At 60.6% G+C, this 22449-nt stretch carries 28 protein-coding genes; 13 read left to right on the top strand and 15 right to left on the bottom strand.

The genetic code is table 11. The features are described 5' to 3' along the window. Window positions 1–63: 63 nt before the first annotated feature. The 6 genes from FFM53_RS02850 to map form a co-directional block, all read right to left on the bottom strand. The gene (locus FFM53_RS02850; RefSeq protein WP_138329796.1) at window positions 64–1833 is read right to left on the bottom strand and encodes a B12-binding domain-containing radical SAM protein; all 1770 of its coding nucleotides are present in this window, start codon (window positions 1831–1833) and stop codon (window positions 64–66) included. Window positions 1834–1993: 160 nt separating this feature from the next. Continuing rightward, complete coding sequence (locus FFM53_RS02845) at window positions 1994–2803, bottom strand: endonuclease/exonuclease/phosphatase family protein (protein WP_173862933.1); 810 nt, start codon at window positions 2801–2803, stop codon at window positions 1994–1996. A 58-nt stretch (window positions 2804–2861) separates the two neighbouring features. After that, window positions 2862–4268 carry a Si-specific NAD(P)(+) transhydrogenase gene (gene sthA / locus FFM53_RS02840; RefSeq protein ID WP_138391106.1) on the bottom strand — a complete coding sequence of 469 codons (1407 nt, stop codon included), beginning with the start codon at window positions 4266–4268 and terminating at the stop codon, window positions 2862–2864. 219 nt (window positions 4269–4487) lie between these two features. Then, on the bottom strand, window positions 4488–5675 hold the full coding sequence (locus FFM53_RS02835) for an alpha-hydroxy acid oxidase (protein WP_138391105.1): 1188 nt from the start codon (window positions 5673–5675) through the stop codon (window positions 4488–4490). 184 nt (window positions 5676–5859) lie between these two features. After that, window positions 5860–6687 (bottom strand): RadC family protein, encoded by an 828-nt coding sequence (gene radC / locus FFM53_RS02830; RefSeq protein ID WP_138391104.1) that lies wholly within the window; start codon window positions 6685–6687, stop codon window positions 5860–5862. Between the two features lie 7 nt (window positions 6688–6694). After that, window positions 6695–7531 (bottom strand): type I methionyl aminopeptidase, encoded by an 837-nt coding sequence (gene map, locus FFM53_RS02825; RefSeq protein ID WP_062944698.1) that lies wholly within the window; start codon window positions 7529–7531, stop codon window positions 6695–6697. A 248-nt stretch (window positions 7532–7779) separates the two neighbouring features. On the opposite strand from map, the gene FFM53_RS02820 reads away from it, so the two are divergent. The 3 genes from FFM53_RS02820 (at window position 7780) to FFM53_RS02810 (ending at window position 9070) form a co-directional block, all read left to right on the top strand. After that, the gene (locus FFM53_RS02820; protein WP_065279742.1) at window positions 7780–8439 is read left to right on the top strand and encodes a TetR/AcrR family transcriptional regulator; all 660 of its coding nucleotides are present in this window, start codon (window positions 7780–7782) and stop codon (window positions 8437–8439) included. Window positions 8440–8567: 128 nt separating this feature from the next. Further along, window positions 8568–8741 (top strand): hypothetical protein, encoded by a 174-nt coding sequence (locus FFM53_RS02815; protein ID WP_171598891.1) that lies wholly within the window; start codon window positions 8568–8570, stop codon window positions 8739–8741. Further along, on the top strand, window positions 8738–9070 hold the full coding sequence (locus FFM53_RS02810) for a DUF6105 family protein (protein WP_138391103.1): 333 nt from the start codon (window positions 8738–8740) through the stop codon (window positions 9068–9070). The genes FFM53_RS02815 and FFM53_RS02810 overlap by 4 nt, the downstream gene beginning before the upstream one ends. Here FFM53_RS02810 and ruvX read toward each other — a convergent pair. Beyond that, entirely contained in the window at window positions 9007–9501 is a 495-nt protein-coding gene (gene ruvX / locus FFM53_RS02805) for a Holliday junction resolvase RuvX (protein WP_064654283.1), read from the bottom strand. The genes FFM53_RS02810 and ruvX overlap by 64 nt on opposite strands. Before the next feature lie 179 nt (window positions 9502–9680). On the opposite strand from ruvX, the gene FFM53_RS02800 reads away from it, so the two are divergent. The 4 genes from FFM53_RS02800 to FFM53_RS02785 all read left to right on the top strand — a co-directional run bounded on the left by FFM53_RS02800 (window position 9681) and on the right by FFM53_RS02785 (window position 12663). Then, the gene (locus FFM53_RS02800; protein WP_011651680.1) at window positions 9681–10385 is read left to right on the top strand and encodes a metal-dependent hydrolase; all 705 of its coding nucleotides are present in this window, start codon (window positions 9681–9683) and stop codon (window positions 10383–10385) included. Window positions 10386–10454: 69 nt separating this feature from the next. Further along, window positions 10455–10742 (top strand): Asp-tRNA(Asn)/Glu-tRNA(Gln) amidotransferase subunit GatC, encoded by a 288-nt coding sequence (gatC, locus tag FFM53_RS02795; protein ID WP_003539052.1) that lies wholly within the window; start codon window positions 10455–10457, stop codon window positions 10740–10742. 56 nt (window positions 10743–10798) lie between these two features. Continuing rightward, window positions 10799–12280 carry an Asp-tRNA(Asn)/Glu-tRNA(Gln) amidotransferase subunit GatA gene (gene gatA, locus FFM53_RS02790; RefSeq protein ID WP_138329783.1) on the top strand — a complete coding sequence of 494 codons (1482 nt, stop codon included), beginning with the start codon at window positions 10799–10801 and terminating at the stop codon, window positions 12278–12280. 107 nt (window positions 12281–12387) lie between these two features. Continuing rightward, window positions 12388–12663 carry a hypothetical protein gene (locus FFM53_RS02785; protein ID WP_138391101.1) on the top strand — a complete coding sequence of 92 codons (276 nt, stop codon included), beginning with the start codon at window positions 12388–12390 and terminating at the stop codon, window positions 12661–12663. A 50-nt stretch (window positions 12664–12713) separates the two neighbouring features. Here FFM53_RS02785 and FFM53_RS02780 read toward each other — a convergent pair whose 3' ends face one another. Further along, window positions 12714–12971, bottom strand: a complete 258-nt coding sequence (locus FFM53_RS02780) for a YjhX family toxin (RefSeq protein WP_138329779.1) — start codon at window positions 12969–12971, stop codon at window positions 12714–12716. 311 nt (window positions 12972–13282) lie between these two features. Between FFM53_RS02780 and FFM53_RS02775 the strand changes: the two genes are divergently transcribed. Beyond that, window positions 13283–13792, top strand: coding sequence for a GNAT family N-acetyltransferase (locus tag FFM53_RS02775; protein WP_138391100.1), 510 nt, complete (start codon window positions 13283–13285; stop codon window positions 13790–13792). A gap of 4 nt (window positions 13793–13796) precedes the next feature. On the opposite strand, the gene FFM53_RS02770 is transcribed toward FFM53_RS02775, so the two are convergent. Further along, the gene (locus tag FFM53_RS02770) at window positions 13797–14108 is read right to left on the bottom strand and encodes a DUF1294 domain-containing protein (protein WP_138391099.1); all 312 of its coding nucleotides are present in this window, start codon (window positions 14106–14108) and stop codon (window positions 13797–13799) included. Window positions 14109–14237: 129 nt separating this feature from the next. Here FFM53_RS02770 and gatB point away from each other — a divergent pair, with 129 nt between their 5' ends. Continuing rightward, the gene (gatB, locus tag FFM53_RS02765) at window positions 14238–15740 is read left to right on the top strand and encodes an Asp-tRNA(Asn)/Glu-tRNA(Gln) amidotransferase subunit GatB (RefSeq protein WP_138329773.1); all 1503 of its coding nucleotides are present in this window, start codon (window positions 14238–14240) and stop codon (window positions 15738–15740) included. A 3-nt stretch (window positions 15741–15743) separates the two neighbouring features. After that, complete coding sequence (locus FFM53_RS02760; protein WP_138391098.1) at window positions 15744–16244, top strand: GNAT family N-acetyltransferase; 501 nt, start codon at window positions 15744–15746, stop codon at window positions 16242–16244. On the opposite strand, the gene FFM53_RS02755 is transcribed toward FFM53_RS02760, so the two are convergent. Continuing rightward, a complete protein-coding gene (locus FFM53_RS02755) occupies window positions 16241–16840 on the bottom strand; it encodes a hypothetical protein (RefSeq protein WP_138391097.1) in 600 nt (199 codons plus the stop codon). The genes FFM53_RS02760 and FFM53_RS02755 overlap by 4 nt on opposite strands. A gap of 58 nt (window positions 16841–16898) precedes the next feature. Between FFM53_RS02755 and FFM53_RS02750 the strand changes: the two genes are divergently transcribed. The 3 genes from FFM53_RS02750 to FFM53_RS02740 all read left to right on the top strand — a co-directional run bounded on the left by FFM53_RS02750 (window position 16899) and on the right by FFM53_RS02740 (window position 18415). Then, window positions 16899–17363 carry a GNAT family N-acetyltransferase gene (locus FFM53_RS02750; RefSeq protein ID WP_138391096.1) on the top strand — a complete coding sequence of 155 codons (465 nt, stop codon included), beginning with the start codon at window positions 16899–16901 and terminating at the stop codon, window positions 17361–17363. Between the two features lie 103 nt (window positions 17364–17466). Further along, on the top strand, window positions 17467–17865 hold the full coding sequence (locus FFM53_RS02745) for an NADH:ubiquinone oxidoreductase subunit NDUFA12 (protein WP_003558960.1): 399 nt from the start codon (window positions 17467–17469) through the stop codon (window positions 17863–17865). A 115-nt stretch (window positions 17866–17980) separates the two neighbouring features. Next, window positions 17981–18415 (top strand): DUF2155 domain-containing protein, encoded by a 435-nt coding sequence (locus FFM53_RS02740; RefSeq protein ID WP_138391095.1) that lies wholly within the window; start codon window positions 17981–17983, stop codon window positions 18413–18415. A 112-nt stretch (window positions 18416–18527) separates the two neighbouring features. Here FFM53_RS02740 and aat read toward each other — a convergent pair whose 3' ends face one another. The 5 genes from aat to FFM53_RS02715 all read right to left on the bottom strand — a co-directional run bounded on the left by aat (window position 18528) and on the right by FFM53_RS02715 (window position 22349). Beyond that, entirely contained in the window at window positions 18528–19142 is a 615-nt protein-coding gene (gene aat / locus FFM53_RS02735) for a leucyl/phenylalanyl-tRNA--protein transferase (RefSeq protein ID WP_138391094.1), read from the bottom strand. 7 nt (window positions 19143–19149) lie between these two features. Next, a complete protein-coding gene (gene accC, locus FFM53_RS02730) occupies window positions 19150–20505 on the bottom strand; it encodes an acetyl-CoA carboxylase biotin carboxylase subunit (protein WP_173883529.1) in 1356 nt (451 codons plus the stop codon). Between the two features lie 4 nt (window positions 20506–20509). Further along, on the bottom strand, window positions 20510–20971 hold the full coding sequence (accB, locus tag FFM53_RS02725; protein ID WP_003558968.1) for an acetyl-CoA carboxylase biotin carboxyl carrier protein: 462 nt from the start codon (window positions 20969–20971) through the stop codon (window positions 20510–20512). A 20-nt stretch (window positions 20972–20991) separates the two neighbouring features. Next, a complete protein-coding gene (aroQ, locus tag FFM53_RS02720) occupies window positions 20992–21429 on the bottom strand; it encodes a type II 3-dehydroquinate dehydratase (protein ID WP_138391093.1) in 438 nt (145 codons plus the stop codon). A gap of 161 nt (window positions 21430–21590) precedes the next feature. Continuing rightward, window positions 21591–22349, bottom strand: a complete 759-nt coding sequence (locus tag FFM53_RS02715) for a DsbA family protein (RefSeq protein WP_025394372.1) — start codon at window positions 22347–22349, stop codon at window positions 21591–21593. Window positions 22350–22449: the final 100 nt, after the last annotated feature.

The following is a 22449-nucleotide window of genomic DNA, read 5'->3' as shown; positions in this document are numbered from 1 at the left end:
CGCTTTAGCGACATGCATTGGCTTAGAGTTTGATGCTGCCAGCCGCCGTTCAAGAATTACCGCTCAATGCGCGGTCAGTTGCGCGACTTTCCTGACATGGCTGACGGCTGCGGCGCCGCCGGCGGTCTGTGTGAAGAGGTGGAGCGTTTCCTCTTCGTCGTCGGCGACAGGCGTCAGGGCCTGATCCATATAGGTCTTCGACTTCGCATCTCTTGAAATCAGGAATGCCGAAATCGTCAGGCCAATGATCGTGCCGGCGAGTGAAGCATGTTTGCTGAAGGTTTCCCAGGCAAAGCGCGGCCAGAAGACCAGCGGATTCTCGCGCGGCAGGTCCGGGCGCCGCTCCGACGGCGTCTTCAGGCGCAGCAGGCCGCTTTGCAGCGGGTGCACGTTTTCCAGCGGCACAGTGGTCGCGAAGGAGACGAGAACCTTGACGAGCCTTGCGAGCGGTACGCCGGTCGCCACGGCGCGGCGCAGCAGCGTCTTCATATGATCAGGCGAATAATAGAGCGCCCAGGCCTCGTGGTAGATGTCTTCCCATTCCTGCTTGCTCATCTTCGGATGCGCCGTGCAGACATGCTCGACATCGTAGATGTTGAGATCGGCATCCATCTCGACGCCCTTCTTCCACAGGACCTGATGATCCTCGGAGCCGGGCAGTGGCGTCAGGATGAAGAATTCGATGACGTCGAGTGGCAACTCTTCCTGGATGATCGTGATGTCGCGGCGGATCGATTCCGGCGTATCGGCGGGGAAGCCCAGGATATAGCCGGCGAGCGTCATGATGCCCTGTGCCTTCCAGGCGAGCAGCATCTTGCGGTATTCGGTGATCTTGTTCTGGTTTTTCTTGGCGGCGGTCAGATTGTCCGGATTGACGTTTTCGAGGCCGATGAAGACGCGAGTAACGCCGGCGCGCCGGGATTTCTCGATGAAATTAGGGATCTTGTGGCAGAGCGTGTCGACCTGGATCATCAGGCCGAGCGGAATGCCGTCCCGCTCCTTGAGCTCGATCAGCCGGTCGAAGATCGCTTCCCAATCCTTGTTGCGGGCGAAATTGTCGTCGGTGATGAAGAATTTGTGGATGCCCTGCGCCCAGTTCATCCGCACCAGCTTTTCGACGTCGTCGGCCGAGCGGAAGCGCGACTTGCGTCCCTGTACGTTGATGATGGTGCAGAACGAGCACTGATAGGGACAGCCACGTCCGGCATCGAAGCTGGTGCTGAGTCCGAGCGTGCGCTGGATATTGTCCTTCGGCAGGAAGGGAACCGGCGTGCCGCCGATACCGGGAAGGTCGTTCATGAAATTATAGAGCGGCTTCAGCTCGCCGGCGGCGGCGTCGCGCAGCACCATGTCGAGCCGGCCCTCGGCTTCGCCGGCAAACATCGAGATGCCCATGTCGCGGCAGGCGTCAAGCCCGACGGCCTTGCCATCCAGCATCGACAGGCAGCCGGAAACATGGAAGCCGCCGATCGAAACCGGCAGGCCGGCATCGCGGAAGGGACGGGCGATATCGAGGGCGCGCGGATACTGGTTGGTCTGGACGCCGACGAGCGAAATCATGCCGAAATTGTCGTGACGCTTGAACTGCGCCAGCAGTCCGGCGACATCGATCCGCGTATTGGTCTCGTCGATCACAGTGATGTCGATGGCCGTATCGTCGCCGAGCACCTTGCGCTCGGCACATTCGGCGGCAATGCCGTAGAGCGCCGCAAGCGAATTGGAGGGGATCATCGCCCGCCACCAGCGGATGACGTAGCCGTCATCGTCATAATGCGACGGCTTGATCAAGATCAGCTGAAAACGTCTGCGCGCAACTTCCAAGACATGGGACAAGAGTATCTATCTTTCTTTAGAAGCTTTTGCCCGAAGGCAAAATGGCGTTGAAGGCAGCTATCAGGCACCACATATCAATGCGATTTAGGAGGTCGAACTAAGGCGTAAAAAAACGGCACGGCGCGCAAACGCTTCGCGAAGTGTATTATTCCTCAATATACTACCCGATATCGAGCAGCAATGCGCGATGGTCGGAGACTTCGGGCGCCGCGACCACCTCGAATTTGGCAACCTTCACCCCTGGCGTCACCAGCATGTAGTCGGCAAAGCGGCCCTGCTTCAGATAGTAGGAGGTTCGCGTGTCTACAAGGCCGCTTCCGGTGACGAGGTCGGAAAGCCCGAGTCTGGCGAGAATCGCAAAGGTTGCGCTATCAGGCAGCACGTTGAAATCGCCGCAGACGATGAGCCCTTCGTCACCGGGCCAGACCCGCTCGATGAGCCCGACTAGCGCCGCGGCCTGCTTTTCACGCGCCGCCGTGTCGCCCTTGCCTGCGGGATCGCGCAGGCCATGCATGTGGGCGATGGTCACGGTAGAAGCGCACTCATGGCTGAAGAGACGGATGCAATGGGCGTTTCGCGGTCGCGGATGTTCGCCCCAGCCATCAGCCGAAAAACGGCCGTGCACGAAGTCCAGCCCTTGGGCGATGACGGAATGCGTTTTGCGCACGAAGGTCGCCAGCCCGAATTCGGCAACAATGGCGGTATCGCCATCGAAAAGCTCGCCTCTCGAGGTCGGGCAGAAGAAACCGTCGTGGCCGGGCATGGCGGTGCTTATCTCGGTAAAGAGATTGAAGCGCTGCGGCAATTCGACATCGCCGTCCCGATAGACCGACCAGCCCGAGTGGGTACCGGGTGCGCGCAAAACCTCCTGCAGGCACAGCACGTCGGGATCGGCCGCCGTCACATATTCAATCAGCGCTTGATGAAGCCTGCCGCCCCATGCGTTCAAGGAAATGATGCGCAATATCATTCGGCTCCGTTTTGGCGGCCGGACTGAGACGGCCGTTCCCTCGACGACGCGACGGACTTTAGAGCTCCGACTTGATGTCGCCCATCCGGTTCCAGGCATCGAGCCCGGCGATCTTGTAGGCTTCGGCGAGCGTCGGATAGTTGAAGGTGTTCTCGACGAAGTATTCGACCGTGCCCTTGAGGTTGAGCACCGCCTGGCCGATATGCACCAGCTCGGTGGCGCCTTCGCCGACGATATGCACGCCGAGCAGGCGGCGGGTCTTCAGCGAGAAGATCAGCTTCAGAAGCCCGGTGTCGAGGCCCATGATATGACCGCGCGACGTCTCGCGGAAGCGGGCAATGCCGCATTCATAGGGAATACCGCGCTCCTTCATCTCTTCTTCAGTCAGGCCGCAGGTCGAAATCTCCGGCACGGCATAGATGCCATAGGGGAAATATTTCGGCGGCTCCTTGGCGACCGCGCCGACCGCGACGCGGGCGGCGATGCGGCCCTGTTCCATCGAGGTCGAGGCAAGGCTCGGAAAGCCGACGACATCGCCGGCGGCATAGATGTTGGCAACCGATGTCTGGAAGGTTTCCGGATTGACCTTGAGACGGCCGCGGCTGTCGGCTTCGAGGCCGATCGCCTGAAGGTTCAGCGCATCAGTCGCCCCCATGCGGCCGGCGGCGAAAAGCACCATGTCGGTCGTCAGGCGCCGGCCACTGTCGAGCGTCAGTTCGACCTTGCCGTTTTCGAGCCTCTCCACCTTGTCGGCCTTCTGGCCGAGCAGCAGCTTCATGTTGCGGTCGCGCAGCTGATAGGTAAAATCCTCGATGATTTCCTTGTCGATGAAGTCGAGCATTGTCGTCTTCGGGTCGATGACGGTGACGGCCGTGTCGAGCGCGCTGAAGATCGTCGCATATTCGATGCCGATGACGCCGGCGCCGATGACGACCATCGATCGCGGCAGATCCTGGATGTCGAGCAGTTCGTCGCTGTCGAGAACGGTCTTGCCGTCGAAGGGCATGTAATCGGGGCGGAACGGTTTTGTGCCGACGGCGAGCAGCACGCTGGCGCCGGTGACCTGCGTGGTCTCGCCGTCATCCTTGATCACCTGCAGCGTCGACGCATCGATGAAGCTCGCCTTGCCGCGAATATGCTGCACGCGGTTGCGGGCGAACTGGTGTTCCAGCACCTCGACCTCGTGGTTCAGCGTAATCAGCAGGCGACGCCGCAGGTCATCTGCACTGATCTCTTCCTTGACGCGGTAAGACCGGCCGTAGAAGCCGCGTTCGCGCCAGCCGGAAAGATTAAGCGCAGTCTCTCGCAGCGTTTTGGAAGGGATGGTGCCGGTATGCACGGACACGCCGCCGACGCGTTTGCCCTGCTCGATGACAAGCACCTTCTTGCCGAGTTTTGACGCCTGGATCGCGCCGCGGCGCCCTGCGGGACCGCTGCCCACCACAACGAGATCGTACTGAAGCATCATCAAGCCCCGGATTGGAAAGGAATCATATTGCAACGCAAAATGTCGCCCGTCCATCGTTAGCCGGTCAATGTTACAGATTGTTTTACGGCCGCCTGATTGGTCCTGACGGGTGCTTTTTCGGGCAAGTGAGCCCTGCGAGAAACAGCTTTACACCATGGGTCGTAGCTGACGAACACCGGCAGGGGCGCTTGCCATGCTCTGTGGCTCGACGACTTTTCATGCACGGGTGATGTAGTCCGCGGAAATATCGCCCACCTTGGTGACGCCGAGCAACGCCATATTGCTATGCAGTTCCGTCTTCAGGATATCGGCCGCCTTGAGCACACCCGGTAGGCCCGCGACGGCTGCGGCATAAAGGAACGGCCTGCCCACGAACACGAAACGGGCCCCGAGTGCGAGGGCCTTCATGATGTCCGTTCCACGCCTGAAACCGCCATCGACCATGACGGCAACGCTGTCTCCAACACGGGACGCAATCTCCGGAAGGACCTGAAGGGGAGATGCGGTGCCGTCGAGCTGGCGGCCGCCATGGTTGGAGACGATCACGCCATCCGCTCCGGTGTCGACAGCCCGCGCCGCGTCGTCAGGATGCATGATCCCCTTGACCACGAGTTTGCCGGACCACCTGTTGCGTATCCGCTCCAGATGGTTCCAGTTGAGATGGTCGCGCCTGCCGAAATCGCGCGTCACATTCGAGGAGATGATCGGCGCGCCCCTTGTGGCATAGGAATTTTCAAAATGCGGAATGCCGTGCCGGACGATCGTGCGCAGGAATGTGTCGGTGGTCCAGCGCGGGTGCGAGATGCCCTGCCATGCCAGGCGGAGGCCGGGACGCAGAGGCGTCGAAAACCCGGCCCTTACATTGTTTTCACGATTTGGCAGCGTGGCTGTGTCCACGGTCAGCAGAAGTGTCTGCAAGCCGGCCGCGCCGACGCGATCGATGAGAGCGTCGATACGGTCGGGTTCGCCGGGGAGATAGGCCTGAAACCATGCTTGCGGCGAAACCGCAGCGATCTCTTCCAAAGGGATAAGCGATGAACCGCTTATGATCATCGGGATTCCCGATTGATCCGCTCCTTGCGCGAGCACGATGTCACCTCGATAGGCCATCAGCGCGCTGATACCCATCGGCGCGATGCCGAATGGCGCGGCATGGGTCTTGCCGAAGAGGCTCGTCTCGGTACTGCGTTTCGAGACGTCCCGAAGGACACGAGGCCGGAAGGCATAGGCCTGGAAAGCTTCTGCGTTATGCCGCAGCGATGCATTGGTCTCGGTTGCGCCTGCGATATAGCCGAACAGGGGCTTTGGCAGATGTCGCCGCGCCTTTATTTCAAAGTCATCGAGGCAGAGTATGTCGCGGCAGAGCCGGGTCGATCGATCGGTGTTGCCGCTGCGGATCGTCATGGAGCCTCATCTTCTCGGTATTCGGGCGGGCATTGTCCAGGCTGTGGTGGTGCACGACTGCATACAATCCCGCACCACCGACTGCTGTCAACTCCAGCATTCCTCAGTCTTCTCGCGGGATGGACCGGGGCATGGTCGACGCGCCGGGGCTGCATCTCGTCGGCGATCATACTCGTGAGTTTGTTCAGATCAGCTTCAGCCCCTTCAGGCTGACATGGCCGTCCCTACCGATGATGACGTGGTCGTGGACGGTGATATCGAGCGCCTTGGCGGCATCGATGATCACCTTCGTCATGTCGATGTCGGCGCGCGATGGCGTCGGGTCGCCGGAGGGGTGGTTGTGCACCAGGATCATCGCCGTTGCCGAAAGCTCGAGCGCGCGTTTGACCACCTCGCGCGGATAGACCGGCGTATGGTCGACCGTACCGCGGCCCTGCACCTCGTCGGCGATCAGCACATTGCGCTTGTCGAGGAAAAGGATGCGGAACTGTTCGCGGGTCTCGTGCGCCATGGCGGCATGGCAATATTGGATGACCGAAGACCACGAGGACAGGACCTGTTTGCTCCTGAGTTCGCTCTTCAGCGTCCGGTGGGCGACAGTCGAGATCAGCTTCAGGTCGAGCGCCACGGCCTCGCCGACGCCCTTAACCTCCATCAGCAGCGCCTGAGGCGCACCGAAGACGCCGGAGAGCGAGCCGAACCGCTCGATCAGTGCCTTGGCGATCGGCTTGGTGTCGCGCCGCGGGATCAGGCGGAAAAGCAGCAGTTCGAGGATTTCGTAGTCGGCCAGCGCGGTGTCGCCGAGCTCCCGGAAGCGGTCACGCAACCGCTCGCGATGGCCGTGATAATGCTCAGGGCCGGCGAGCGAGGCGGGCAGGGCGGTCCTGGCATTCGGCGCGGACGGCTTTTGCGGCCGTCCGCCAAAGAACGAGCGTTCGTCGGCGGCAAGGGACTCTTGCGTTGGGAAAGGCAGCTCGTCGTCGGAAGATGTCGAAACGGGGCCCTTCGCCATCGGACCGTCACCCGTTGTGTGACGGCAGGCCGGGGCGGTCGAGCCCACCCGGCGACAGCGTGAAGATCTCGCAGCCATCGGAGGTGACGCCGACGGTATGTTCATACTGCGCCGACAGCGAGCGGTCGCGAGTGACCGCTGTCCAGCCGTCGGCCAGCACCTTCACATGTGGCCGGCCGAGGTTGATCATCGGCTCGATGGTGAAGATCATGCCTTCGCGCAGCTCCGGCCCCTCATTGGCGCGGCCGTAATGCAGGATATTCGGCGAATCGTGGAACAGCCGGCCGACACCGTGGCCGCAGAAATCGCGCACCACCGAACAGCGCTCGGCCTCTGCATAGGTCTGGATCGCCTCGCCGATCGCGCCGGTGCGGGCGCCGGGCCTGACGGCGGCAATGCCGCGCATCAGCGATTCATAGGTCACTTCGAGCAGCCGCTCGGCAGCACGCTTGACGACGCCGACGGGATACATCCGGCTGGAATCGCCGTGCCATCCGTCGAGCACGAAGGTGACGTCGATATTGACGATATCGCCATCACGTAGCGGCTTGTCGTTCGGAATGCCGTGGCAGACGACGTGGTTGATCGAGGTGCAGGTCGATTTGGTATAACCGCGATAGTTCAGCGTGGCCGGATAGGCGCCGTGATCCATGCCGAAATCGAAGACGAACCTGTCGATCTCATCGGTCAGCAGGCCGGGCTTGACGATGTCGGCAAGCGCATCGAGGCAGCGCGCGGTCAGCTGGCATGCCTTGCGCATGCCCTCGAATGCTTGCGCGTCATAAAGCCGGATGGCGCCCGTATTCTTCGGGGGCGCAGTAGAGGCTTCGATATAGTTCACCATTGCAGGGCCTTAGCGGAGATTGTTAGATTTGTTCATAATGTAGCTATGCCGGGTTCGTCCATCACGATCAACCGCCAGGACGAGATTTCTGAGCGGATCCGATCCGCCCAACGTGCAGCCTTCCGCATCCGTTCGACGAACAATCAACGGTCCGGCTGGAATATCCACAATCTTCCCAAAGGGATAGGATTGATTGCGTGAAGTCTCGCCGCTACTCACCGATTGGTGACAGTGGGGAAGGGTCGATCATGCTGAATGAAGCCGTAAATCTTGAAAATTCACCCGGGACCGGCGAGGGGCCGGAACGGCGGGTGCGGGATCGCGGCGCCACCGAGCGCGCCATCCTTGCCGCCGCCAAGGGGCTGCTCGCCGAGGAAGGCTTCCAGAACTTCGGCATCAATGCGGTCGCCCGCCGCGCCGGTTGCGACAAGCAGCTGATCTATCGTTACTATGGCGGCCTCGACGGTTTGGTCGAGGCGATCGGCGCCGATCTCGGCACATGGGTGAAGGATCGCATTCCGGAAGACGCCGGCGGCATGTTCCTGCTCACCTATGGCGACCTGATGGAGCGGCTGTCGCTTCTACTCCTCGACGCCTTGAGAAACGATCCGCTGATGCGCCGCATCCTCGCCTGGGAGATATCGGAAAACACCGAGCAGGTGAGGCGCTTGTCCGAGGCGCGTTCGAAGGCGCTCGCCTTGTGGCTCGAGCGCATGCGCGGCTCGCTGGCGCCGCCGAAGGGGGTGGATGCGGCAGCCGTCAACGCCGTCGTCATCGCCGCGATCCAGCACCTTGTGCTCGCCGCCGCAGCCGGCGGGCAGTGCGCCGGCCTGTCGCTGAAAACACCCAAGGACTGGGAGAAGGCGGCAACGGCGCTGAAGCGCATCGTGCGTGGCGTCTACGGCTGATACCTGGCTCATCCACGGGGGGCGGGGCCTGCGTTAACCTTAACAAATGGTTTACGTTGCATGGGGGTGGTTAACCCGACAGTGTGGCGGTGAGCAGAGATGTATGAGTAGAGCCCGAGTTGACGCCCATGGGAACCAAGATCGCTAAAGCCGCGTTTCTGGTGACGGCGATGATGTTTTTCGCAGTCCTGGCGGTGGATATCGCAATTCCGACGCTGGTGCTTTGCATCATGGCATCGTCGACCTGGTTGGTCTCCCTCGATCTGCCCGTCGCGCGCAAGCATGGAGGAGAGGCCGCATGAAGTGGTTTCTGATCTTCTGGGCCGGCCCCATCGTCTTTCTGGGCGGATGGTACTGGCTCTCCTATTACGACATGAGTTTCGGCATCTTCATGCTGAGCCGGCAGGTCCATGACCTGACCTTCGAGCTTTACGGCAAGGCGCTCGGCATTCCACCGGAGACCATCCCGCCGCTCGTTGCGCGCGCGATCGCAGTCGACAGCCTCGTCGTCTTCGCCATCCTGGCCTTCCGGAAGCGCAAGTCGATCATCGGCTGGTGGAGGGCGCGTCAGGCGCTGAATTCGTCTCCATCAGACCTTGCCAGCAAGGAAAGCCTGTCGAGCGCGCCCTGAAGGATGAAGCTTGCCGCGGCCGAATCGATCCGTTCGGCCCGCTTGGCGCGCGAGACGTCCATTTCGAGCAACGTCCGTTCGGCCGCAACCGTCGAAAGCCGCTCATCCCAATAGACAAAGGGCAGCGCCGTCTTCTGCTCCATGTTGCGCACGAAGGCGCGCGTTGCCTGCACGCGCGGACCCGCCGATCCATCCATGTTCATCGGCAGGCCGATGATGAAGCCTGCGACCTTTTCCGCCGTCGCGAAATCCAGCAGCGCCTGGGCATCGATGGTGAACTTGACGCGGCGGATCACCGTGCGCGGCGTGGCGAAACGCCGCCCGAGATCGGACATCGAAAGCCCGATTGTTTTGGTGCCGAGATCGAGGCCGGCAATCGCCTGTCGCGGGGCAAGCGTCTCGGCCATTTCCTCGATTGTCAGCACCGTCATCGCCGTTTCATCCCGTCAAAACAAATTGAAGTCGCCGCCGCTTTTCTTTGCGGCCGCATAAGATATGTCCTTAGGGCATGACGCCGAAAAGTGTGAGCGGTTTTCGGACGACATCATGCTCTCATTCTTTGATGTGGCATCGAAACTGGCTTTGCATCACGTAATAAAGGAGACATTTCATGAAGATCACCTGGCTCGGCCATTCCGCCTTCCGCATCGAGACATCAAAGGCGAAGATCCTGCTCGATCCATTCCTCAGCTATAACGCCTCCTTTTCCGGCCAGGATATCAAGGATGTGTCCGCCGGCATCACCCACATCCTGTTGACGCATGGCCATGGCGATCATGTCGGCGATACCGTGGCACTCGCCAAGGAAACCGGTGCCGTGGTTCTCGCCAATGCCGATCTCGCCGCCTGGCTCGGCTCCAAGGGCGTCGACAAGATCGAGATGGGCAATACCGGCGGCACGATCGCGCTCGGCAGCTTCTCGGCAACTTTCACCAATGCGCTGCACTCCTCCGCCCAGATCACCGAGGACGGCGTCTCGCATGCGCTCGGCAACGCCAACGGCCTGATGCTGCATTTCGACGACGAAGCCTCGATCCTTGCCATGGGCGATACCGACATCTTCTCCGACATGGCGCTGATCAACGAATTGCACCAGCCTGATATCGGCTTCGTGCCGGTTGGCGACCGCTTCACCATGGGCGGCGCTGTGGCAGCACTTGCCTGCCGGCGCTATTTCAACTTCAAGACCGCGATCCCCTGCCACTACGGCACCTTTCCGATCATCGACCAGACGGCTGAAAAATTCGTTGCCGGCATGGACGGATCGAAGACGGATGTGAAGGCGATCAGGCCTTCCGAGAGCCTGTCGATCTGACGAAATCCCGTTGCACACGGCGGACATGGCCTTTATAGCGGGTAGGAAAAATCCTATCCGGAGAATGCCATGTCCGTCGATCTTGCCACCGTGAAGCGCGTCGCCCGCCTTGCCCGTATTGCCGTCTCCGAGGACGAGGCAAATCGCATGGTCGGCGAGCTGAACGGCATCCTTGGCTTCGTCGAGCAACTCTCCGAAGTGAATGTCGACGGCGTCGAGGCGATGACGTCGGTGACCCCGACGGCGATGAAGAAGCGGACCGATGAGGTGACCGACGGCAGCAAGGCAGCCGATATCGTCGCCAATGCGCCCGTCACCGACCACAATTTTTTCCTGGTGCCGAAAGTCGTTGAATAAGGCTTCGAAGCCTCTTTCCGACCCTGTTGCCATTCCAGATCTGAAGCGAAAACACGATGAGCGAACTTACCAGCCTGACCATTGCCGAAGCCCGCCAGAAGCTGCGCGCCAAGGAAATCACCGCGATCGAACTGACCGAAGCCTATATCTCGGCGATCGATGCGGCCAATGGCCGGCTTAACGCCTATATCAAGGTCACGCCGGATCTCGCCCGCGTCATGGCGAAGAACTCCGACGAGCGCATCGCCGCCGGCAAGGCAGGCGAACTCGAAGGCATTCCGCTCGGCATCAAGGATCTCTTTGCCACCGTCGGCGTTCACACCCAGGCCTGCAGCCACATTCTCGATGGTTTCGAGCCGCGTTATGAATCGACCGTGACGCAGAACCTCTGGGATGACGGCGCCGTCATGCTCGGCAAGCTGAACATGGACGAGTTCGCCATGGGCTCCTCCAACGAGACCTCGCATTACGGCGCGGTGATCAATCCCTGGCGTGCCGCGGGCTCCAACCAGCAGCTCGTGCCCGGCGGCTCGTCGGGTGGCTCGGCTTCAGCCGTCGCCGCGCATCTTTGCGCCGGCGCAACCGCGACCGATACCGGCGGCTCGATCCGCCAGCCGGCCGCCTTCACCGGCACCGTCGGCATCAAGCCGACCTATGGCCGCTGCTCGCGCTGGGGCACCGTCGCCTTCGCCTCTTCGCTCGACCAGGCAGGCCCGATCGCCCGCGACGTACGCGATGCCGCGATTCTTTTGAAGTCGATGGCAAGCGTCGACGCAAAGGACACGACATCGGTAGATCTGCCGGTGCCGGATTACGAAGCAGCTCTCGGCCAATCGCTGAAGGGCATGAAGATCGGCATTCCGAACGAATACCGTGTCGATGGCATGCCGGATGAGATCGAGACGCTCTGGCGCCAGGGCATCGCCTGGCTGAAGGATGCCGGCGCCGAGATCGTCGACATCTCGCTGCCGCACACCAAATACGCCCTTCCGGCCTATTACATCGTCGCTCCCGCCGAGGCATCCTCGAACCTCGCGCGTTACGACGGCGTGCGCTACGGCCTGCGCGTCGACGGCAAGGATATCGTCGACATGTATGAGAAGACGCGTGCCGCGGGCTTCGGCAAGGAAGTCAAGCGCCGCATCATGATCGGCACCTATGTGCTGTCGGCCGGTTATTATGATGCCTATTACATCCGCGCCCAGAAGGTGCGCACGCTGATCAAGCGCGATTTCGAACTCGCATTCGACGCCGGCGTCGATGCCATCCTGACGCCGGCAACGCCGTCGTCTGCTTTTGGCGTTGCCGATGAGAACCTCGCCGCCGATCCGGTGAAAATGTATCTGAACGACATCTTCACGGTGACGGTCAACATGGCGGGCCTGCCCGGCATCGCCGTGCCGGCCGGCCTCGACCATAAGGGCCTGCCGCTCGGCCTGCAGCTGATCGGCAAGCCCTTCGATGAAGAAACCCTCTTCAAGACCGCCCACGTCATCGAGCGGGCAGCCGGCCGGTTTACGCCGGCCAAGTGGTGGTAATGGACCTAACGATCCGAAAGATAGCGGCTGCCGACCACGAAGCGGTCGGCGCCGTCGGCTTTGCCGCATGCTTGACTGATTGATAGCCGGAACCAGGAGAAGGTTTTATGGCCAGCAATGATCTTGCGCAATTGATCGAGGCAGTTGATCGCCTCGCTGCCGGCGGTTTCACCATGGGCGCGGATTGGCAGGCGGTCCACGACATCTGCCAGCGCCACGAAGGCGAACAACCGTTCGACTGGGGCCACGCGCTTTGCCATCGCATCGAGGGCGATGACTGGAACGCCGATTACTGGTATCGCCGCGCCGGCAAGGCGCGCGGCACGGGCACGATAGCTGACGAGTGGTCGGCGATGCGGGCGGAACTCTCTGCAAAGGCTTGAGGCGATACCCCCGATCGCGCCCGTTCGAGACGCGATCGGGGATGCCGCTATTACCTGTTGTTCAGCTGCGACCTGACCAACCTCAGCCCTCTTTCGGTGATCCGGTAGGGGTGGCCGCCTGAGGACTTGATTGCCTTCAGACGCTTCAGCCTGCGGAAGAGATCGAGGTCGACGCCGGGATAGAGCCAGCCGTCGCGAGTGACGCAACTGACCGCCTCGATTTTCCTGTCGTCGTCGCGGGTAATTTCAATGCGGGCGCCTTGGGCCATGAGATGCAGGATGCGCTGCTCCGTGCGAGAAATGTCCATGTGTTGAGATCCGGTATCGCGCCCGGTAGGGCGCACAAAAACGATCTGGCGCTCATTCGAACGTCAGGGCTTCGTTTTTTTCGGGCCCATGCGCGCAAGCGAACTTGCGGGCAGGGCCTTTACCGGGTCTCAGGCAGGCTCAACATAAAACACCTCGATAAGACCTATTATTCAGCCCGGGAAATTCGGTCAAGAGCGTGTTTGCCGAGCAAAACCAGTCGAAAACCGCGGTTTCGGTCGATCATCCCGTTGGAGCTACTGGTAAAATCCGCGACTCAATGGTCTAGTTGAGGGGTAACGCGGAGGTGTCGTTGATCCACATTCGCAATGCCCGCGACGGTGAAGCGGAGCTATTGAGCGAGATCGGGCTGAGAGCCTGGCAAAAGGCGATGGCGTCGATCGGCGAATCGGACGCGATGATCGATGCAGCGCGCAACGCCTTCCGGAACTTCGTGGAAAACGACTGGCTGACCATCACCGTCGTCGAGCAGAACGGCCAGGTCGCAGGCTGGGCAGCGCGCGAGGGATTGGACGAAACCATCTCGGATTTCTGGATCGATCCCGCCTTCAACCGCCAGGGCCTCGGTTCGGCCCTTCTCGTCCGCATCGAAAAGGAGATCGCCGATCAGGGCTTCGAGAAGGCGGGGATGCAGACCCATTCCGGCAACAGCGAGGCGATCGGCTTTTTTCAGAAGCACGGCTATAGCATCCACTGGCTCTCCGTCGCCTACAATCCGAAGCTTGATCGCGACGTACCCTCCGTCGGACTGACGAAACAGCTCGTTTCGGACGGCCAAGGTGGATATGGGCAGGAATTCTGACGCTTCAAAAGTCCTGAGGAAGCAGAAGGCTCCATTGCGGCACGAAGGCCAGGATAGCAATCAGTGCGCCATGCAGGATCAGGATCGCCGCCAGGATTGACCGGAACGGCTCCTTTCTCGTCTTGTGCCGCAACAGCTGCTGTGCCGCCACCGCGCCAAGGCTGCCGCCGATCAGCGCCAGCATGAGAAGCGTGCGCTCACTGATGCGCCGCCTGCCGTGGCGCGCCGCCTGCTTGTCGAAGAAATAGATCGAGAACACCAAGAGGTTCAGCGCCAGAAACAGCAAGGCCCATTTGATAATATCGATCATCGTCATAGGGGAACCCTACCGCGGCTCCGTTAATGGACGGCAAAACCGCGATGCGCGCCATGGCGAAAGCCTTGCACCGGCACGCCATTTCCTTTACCTCACCAGTGGAAAAGAACAGCCTGCAAAGAGCATCAGATGACCCTTGTCGACGTCCGCACGCCTGATCCGAAACGCTTCATCCCCGGCGCCACCGGCGACTGGGAAGTCATCGTCGGCATGGAAGTCCATGCCCAGGTCCTGTCCAATTCGAAGCTCTTCTCCGGCGCCTCGACGGAATTCGGCAAGCCGCAGAATTCGAATGTCTCGATGGTCGACGCCGCCATGCCCGGCATGCTGCCCGTCATCAACGAGGAATGTGTCAGGCAGGCCGTTCGCACCGGCCTCGGCCTGAAAGCCCAAATCAACAAGCGCTCCCTGTTTGATCGCAAGAACTATTTCTATCCCGACCTGCCGCAGGGCTATCAGATCTCGCAGTTCAAGGATCCGATCGTCGGCGAGGGCAAGATCGTCATTTCACTCGGGCCGGACCGCCAGGGCCAGTTCGAGGATATCGAGATCGGCATCGAGCGCCTGCATCTGGAACAGGATGCCGGCAAGTCGATGCATGACCAGCACGCGACCATGTCCTATGTCGATCTCAACCGTTCCGGCGTTGCCCTGATGGAGATCGTCTCCAAGCCCGACATGCGCTCGTCCGACGAGGCCAAGGCCTATATGACCAAGCTGCGCTCGATCGTGCGTTATCTCGGCACCTGCGACGGCAACATGGACGAGGGCTCGATGCGCGCCGACGTCAACGTCTCCGTCCGCCGTCCGGGCGAGGATTTCGGCACGCGCTGCGAAATCAAGAACGTCAACTCCATCCGTTTCATCGGCCAGGCGATCGAATATGAAGCCCGTCGCCAGATCGGCATTCTGGAGGACGGTGGCAAGATCGATCAGGAGACCCGCCTCTTCGACCCGAACAAGGGCGAGACGCGCTCGATGCGCTCCAAGGAGGATGCGCACGACTATCGTTATTTCCCCGATCCGGACCTGCTGCCGCTCGAATTCGACGATGCCTTCATCAAGGCGCTCGAAGCCGATCTGCCGGAATTGCCCGACGACAAGAAGGAGCGCTTCGTGCGCGAGCTCGGCCTGTCGATCTACGACGCCTCGGTGCTCGTTTCCGAAAAAGCAATCGCCGATTATTTCGAAGCCGTCGCCGCAGGCCGTGACGGCAAGACGGCCGCCAACTGGGTGATCAACGATCTGCTTGGCGCACTGAACCGCACAGGCAAGGACATCGAGCAGACGCCGGTTTCGCCGGCCCAGCTCGGCGCCATCATCGATCTCATCAAGGCGGGAACCATATCCGGCAAGATCGCCAAGGATCTCTTCGAGATCGTGCTCAACGAGGGCGGCGATCCCGCCGAGATCGTCGAGGCGCGCGGCATGAAGCAGGTGACGGATACCGGCGCGATCGAAAAGGCCGTGGACGAGATCATCGCCGCCAATCCCGATCAGGTGGAAAAGGTCAAGGCGAAGCCGACCATGGCCGCATGGTTCGTTGGCCAGGTGATGAAGGCGACCGGCGGCAAGGCCAATCCGCAGGCTGTCCAGGCCCTCGTCAAGGCGAAACTCGGCATCGAGGAGTAAGCGGTGTATTTCGTCCGCACCGCCGGCGAGCGCGACCTGGAGAAGGTGCGCGCCCTCTTGGTGGAGAGCTTTCATGCCACCTATGACGGCCTGCATGGCAGAGCCAAGGTGGAGGATCTGATCGTCCATCTCTTTTCGCCGGCGGCGCTGAAGACGCGGCTGGTGCGAAAGGATGCCGAATTCCTCGTTGCCGATGACGGCAGCAATATCGGCGGCATGGGTTATGCGGCAATGTCGCAGCAATTGACGAAGACGGTCATGCTGCATCTCCTCTATGTCCGGCCGGCGCTGCAGCGCCAGGGTATCGGCCGCGATATCTTCGCCGAGCTCGAAACCTGCTTTCCCGATGCGGAGATCATGCGCCTCGAAGTCGAACCGCAGAATGCCGCGGCGATCGCCTTCTATCGCACGCATGGCTTCACCGAGATCGGTCGCAACGAGAATGACGGGGCCGGACAATCCGGCATTCCGGCGTTGGTGTTGGAGAAGCGCTTGGCGGGTTAAACGCCTGTATCGTTGAGTGCCTTGTGGTGGGTGTGGTAGGTCTGGAGCAGTTGCATCAGGCGCTCCTTGCTGACGGTAAGACCACTCGTTTCGATGCGCAGTTGCCGAAGATCATTCGTGGCACGTGCGGTACGGAATAATGAGAACATCGGTTTGCGACCCTGAATGCCGTCTGGTCGGCACCAGACAGCGATTGTATCTCCGGTGCCTTCTGCGTCCGTTCCCGGCGATGCGGACAACAGGTTGCCCAGAACCAGAAAAATTGTTCGCAAAATCCTTTGCGCCAGCGTGGGTGCCGCGGCCTCGATGCGTGCGACTGCCGGCCACGGAATTAATTCTTGCATTAGCCGAAGATCTTTGAAGCCATTTGGGCCTATCGCAATGATCATCTTATTGGATGAAAAGATCAGGACATAAAGATTGCAAAATAGGTAGTACGCAATTGGCGGCCCAAAGAGGAGAGACAGGAAAAACGAATTCAATGTCCTATCGAAAATCCAGAAGCCGAAGACAATTATCACCAGTGTTGATAGTGCAATTCTAAGCCGAATATCCCTGGCGGAGTATCCGATCTCACGGATATCGCTCAAGAACATCCGTCTTTTTCCTTCCGCAACAATCATCGTCCGATTTTTACATAGGTAGAAAAGTGTGATGCCACAAGATTTGAATATCCGTGAAGCTCGCAAGGACGACCTGCCGGCACTCGTGGCGATGTTTGCCGCCGATGCACTCGGCGGTCACGGCGATACCACGGAAGCTGAAGCCTTTCCCGATTATCTCAGGGCCTTCGCCGTCATCGAGGCCTCGCCCGACCAGACGCTTTACGTCGCAGAGCGTGGCGCCGAGGTCGTCGGTACGTTTCAGACGATGGTGACGACGTCGCTCACCGGCCGCGGCTCCTCGGCGATGATTATCGAGGCGGTGCAGACACGCGCCGATATGCGCGGGCAGGGGGTCGGCGGACTGATGATCGAATTCGCCATTGCCGAGGCAAAAGGCCGCGGTATCGGGCGGGTAGCGTTGACCTCGAATGCAGTACGCAAGGATGCCCATCGTTTCTATGAAAGGCTGGGCTTCAAGCCCTCGCATCTGGGCTTCAAGATGGCTTTGAAATGACCCGTGACTGTCGCGGAATCGCTGGACAATTCGGCTTGGCGACGGCATAAGCGAGGAAACGAATTCTGGTTTGGCTCGCATCTGGCGGGCACAAGGAAAAGACATGTGGAATCTTCTGGTTCAGACCTTTACCTGGTGGAACGGTCAGACGATGGGCACGCGTTTTGCGACCTGGCGTTTTGGCAAGCGCGTCGGCGAGGATGAATTCGGCAACGTCTACTACGAAGGCGGCATGTCTTCCTACGGTCTGCCGAAGCGCTGGGTGATCTACAAGGGTTATGCCGAAGCTTCCGCCATTCCGCCGGGTTGGCATGGCTGGATGCATCATCGCACCGATGTTCCCCCGTCCAAGGAGAGCTACGTCGCCAAGGATTGGCAGAAGCCACACCGGCCCAACCATACCGGTTCGCCGCAGGCCTATCGTCCGCCCGGCTCTATCGCCGTTCCGGGCGAACGTCCGCGCGTCACAGGCGATTACGATGCTTGGACGCCGGGCAACTGAGACGGCTCGACCGGGCGATCCCAAGACCCGGCTTTTGGCCACAATTGACCTTTACCCGCAGGTTGGCCGCGCTTGACCGCGGCCGTGAACTGAAAATGTCTGGAGACGGGTACATATGAAGCTCTTCACGCGGAACATGGTCCTGCGTGCCGCCGGATCGCTGCTGGCGCTCTCGGCCCTGCTTCCGCCAGTTGCGGCACATGCCGCACGCATCGAAAATCCGGTTGCCGTCTTTTCCGGCCTCGACAAGATCACTGGCCGCATCACGACCTTCGACGTCTATGTCAATGAGACGGTACAGTTCGGTGCGCTGCAGGTGACACCGAAGGCCTGTTATTCGCGCGACCAGTCGGAAGCACAGAAGATCGACGGTTTCGTTGAGGTCGACGAGATCACCCTCGACCGCAAGATCCGCCGCATCTTCACCGGCTGGATGTTCGCCGCCAGCCCCGGCCTCAACGCCGTCGAGCACCCGATCTATGACGTCTGGCTGAAGGATTGCAAGGCAAACTCGGATGTCCCGGCTCCTGACGGTGCCAAGGTGAGATAGCTGCATCTTCGTTAGGCTGGCATCTCCTATTGCGCCTGATCCTCATGTGCTATCCGCAGGATCATCTCGGAGGATTGTCCCGCTCGATCAAACCTCCGTTGGATAATGATCGTCAGAAAGCCAGGTGCGGCGATTCCATCGCCGCAGCAAGCATCGCGGCGTAATCTGCCTTCGGAACGTCGATCGCTCCGAATGTTTTCAGGTGCTCGGTGGTGAACTGGGTGTCGAGCAGGGTGAAGCCTCTTTCCCGCAGCCGGTCGACCAGATGCACGAGGCAGATCTTCGAGGCATCCGTCCGGCGCGAAAACATGCTTTCGCCGAAGAAGGCCGAGCCGAGAGAGACGCCGTAGAGGCCGCCGACCAGCTCATCGCCTTCCCAGGCTTCGACGGTATGGGCATGGCCCATGTCGAAGAGCGTCGAGTAGAGCGATCTGATCGTCCTGTTAATCCAGGTGCTCGGGCGCCCGGATGTCTCCTCCGCACAGGCAGCGATGACCTGATCGAAAGCGTGATCGAAACGGATCTCGAAGGGTTTCTTGCGCACCGTCTTGGCGAGGCTTTTCGACACATGGAAATGGTCGAACGGCAGCACGCCGCGCAGTTCCGGTTCGACCCAGAAGATCTCTGGGTCGTCGGCGGATTCGGCCATCGGGAAGAGGCCGATGGAATAGGCGCGCAGGAGAATGTCAGGGGTTATGCCTGGTGACTTCCTGCGCGATCCTGCCATTCCTGTCCTATGCCGCCGGTGTGTTGGCGAGGTAGTCTTCCAGCCAATGGATGTCGTAATCGCCGTTGGCGATATCCTGGTTGGAGACGAGATCCTGGAACAGCGGCAGCGTCGTATTGATGCCGTCGACGACGAATTCGTCGAGCGCCCGGCGCAGGCGCATCATGCATTCGACGCGGGTACGGCCGTGCACGATCAGCTTGCCGATGAGGCTGTCGTAATAGGGCGGGATCTTGTAGCCCTGATAGGCACCGGAATCGATGCGCACGCCGAGGCCGCCCGGCGCGTGGAAATGCGTGATCGTACCGGGTGAGGGCACGAAGGTGCGCGGGTGCTCGGCATTGATACGGCACTCGATGGCGTGACCGGAAAAATGCACTTCGTCCTGCGTCACCGAGAGACCGCCGCCGGAAGCGACGCGAATCTGCTCATGCACGAGGTCGATGCCGGTGATCGCTTCGGTGATCGGATGCTCCACCTGCAGGCGGGTGTTCATTTCGATGAAATAGAACTCGCCGTTTTCGTAAAGGAATTCGATCGTGCCGGCGCCGCGATATTTCAGCTTCTTCATGGCGTCGGCGCAGACCTGGCCGATCTTCATGCGCTGCTCAACGTTGAGTGCCGGCGAATTCGCCTCTTCCCAGACCTTCTGATGGCGGCGCTGCAGCGAGCAGTCGCGCTCGCCGAGATGGATGGCATTGCCCTCGCCGTCGCCGAATACCTGGATTTCGATATGGCGCGGCTTGCCGAGATATTTTTCCATGTAGACGGCATCGTTGCCGAAGGCGGCTGCCGCTTCCGTGCGTGCCGTCGACCATGCTTCGATCACGTCGGCCTCGCTCTTGGCGACCTTCATGCCGCGGCCGCCGCCGCCGGCCGTTGCCTTGATCAGCACCGGATAGCCGATTTCGGCGGCCGTCTTCAGCGCATCCTCTTCGGTCTTCACTTCGCCGTCCGAGCCCGGAACGACGGGAATGCCGAGTTCCAGCGCCGTCGTCTTGGCGGTGATCTTGTCGCCCATGATGCGGATATGGTCGGCCGTCGGCCCGATGAAGGTGATGCCGTGGGCTTCGAGGATATCGGCAAACTTGGCATTCTCCGACAGAAAGCCGTAGCCCGGATGCACGGCATCGGCGCCGGTGATCTCGCAGGCGGCAACGATCTGGTGGATGTTGAGATAGCTCTCGCGCGAGGAGGGCGGTCCGATGCAGACACTTTCGTCGGCAAGGCGCACATGCATGGCATCGGCGTCGGCGGTGGAATGAACCGCGACGCAGGCGATGCCGAGCTCTTTGCAAGCCCGGAGCACGCGAAGGGCGATTTCCCCGCGATTGGCGATGAGGATTTTCGAAATCATGGGCATCGGCCTATTCGATGACGACGAGGGCTTGGCCGTATTCGACGGGATGTCCGTCATCGACGAGGATTTCGGTCACCTTGCCTGACTTCGGTGAGGGAATCTGGTTCATTGTCTTCATCGCTTCGATGATGATCAGCGTCTGGCCTTCCTTGACGGTCGCGCCGACTTCGATGAAGGGACGCGCGCCCGGCGCCGGCGCCATATAGACGGTGCCCACCATCGGTGCATTGACGACATTGGCCGGGTTGCGGCTGGGAGCTGCGGCTGGCGCGGCAGCGGCTGCCGCAGCGGGCGCGGCAAAGGCCGGTGCCGCAATCGGCGCCTGAACATATTGCGGCGTGCCTGCACGCGATACGCGGATACGCAGGTCGTCCTGCTCGACCTCGATCTCCGTCAGATCCGTTTCGTTGAGAATATTGGCGAGATCGCGGATCAGTGCCTGGTCGATACCCGATTTCTTTTCAGCCATGGTGTTGCCCTGTCTTATTCTTATGCCGTGATGTTCTTCAGCGCGTGGAGCGCCAGGATGTAGCTGTGAGGCCCGAAGCCGCAGATCACGCCTTTGCATGCCGGCGCGATCATCGACTTGTGGCGGAATTCTTCCCGTGCATGCACGTTGGATATGTGGAGCTCGACGACGGGAATGGAGATAGCGCGGATCGCATCATGCAGCGCGACCGATGTATGCGTATAGGCGCCTGCATTGATGGCAACGCCGACGGCCTTTTCGTCGGCCTCATGGAACCAGTCGACGAGCGTGCCTTCGTGGTTGCTCTGACGGAAGTCGATATCGAGGCCGAGTTCGCGGCCTGCAGCCTTGCAATCTACCTCGATGTCCCTGAGCGTCTTGCCGCCATAAATGCCGGGCTCTCGTTTGCCCAGCATGTTCAGGTTGGGGCCGTTCAGGACAAAAATCGTTTGCGTCATCGAATGTTCCGTAAAATGTACGACGGCAACCTATAGACTCCGCGAAGGCTGAATGAAAGCCCTTACGGATTGGCCAGCGGCAATCGTGCCACATTTGTCCACATGGTTGAAACACTTCGATTTTGGCGATTTGATGGGCTGCTGGCTGGCGACTGGTTTGCTCAGCAGGCGGTCTTGCCGCAGCTGCGCATGTTCTTGACCTTGGCTTCGAGATCGTCGAGCCCGACGGCGCCGGGCACCAGTTCGCTGCCGATCACATAGGAGGGCGTGCCGCTGATGCCGAGACTGGAGGCGAGCTGGTAGGTCGCCTGGACTATACCGTCATTCGGGCTCTTTGCCATCTCGGCGCGGATCTTGTCCTCACTGACGCCGAGCGAAGCGGCGACCGCGACCGCTGTTTCGTCGGAGGCGCGGCCTTCGGTGCCGAGAAGGGCGACGTGGAAATCGGCATATTTCTCCGGTGCGAGCTTGCGGAAGGCGTCTGCCACCTTGTGGGCGGCGACTGAATCCGGCCCGAGGATCGGGAATTCCTTGAGGACGAAACGGACGTTTTTGTCCTTCTTCAGCATCGCCTGCATGTCGGGAAGCGCATGGCGGCAGTAGCTGCAATTATAATCGAAGAATTCGACCACAGTGACGTCGCCCTTGGGATTGCCGAGCGTGACGTCGTTCTTCGATTCGAAGATGTCGGTGGCGTTCTCTTCGATCGCCATATTGGCCTTAACCGACCGCTGGGCCTCCTGCTTCTTCTGCAGCGCATCCTGAACTTCCAGCATGATCTCGGGGTTCTCGATCAGGTATTGCTTGATGAATTCGCCGAACTCCTTCTTCTGCTGGTCGTCGAGCGCTGCCGCCGGAAGCGGAAGGGCGATCGATGCGGCAAGCGCCAGTGCGGTGAAGGTCTTCGGGAAGAATGCCATGATATCCTCGTCATCGGCGATATGGTCGTCTCTTCATCGAAAAGACCGTCGCCGGGTTAATGGACTTGAATGCGTCGCGTCAAGGTACGGTGCGTTCGGT

Origin of the sequence: Rhizobium indicum (genome assembly GCF_005862305.2) — a bacterium.
GTDB lineage: Bacteria > Pseudomonadota > Alphaproteobacteria > Rhizobiales > Rhizobiaceae > Rhizobium > Rhizobium indicum.
The sequence above is the reverse complement of the archived record's forward strand: the minus strand, read 5'-3'. Positions and strand labels throughout refer to the sequence as shown.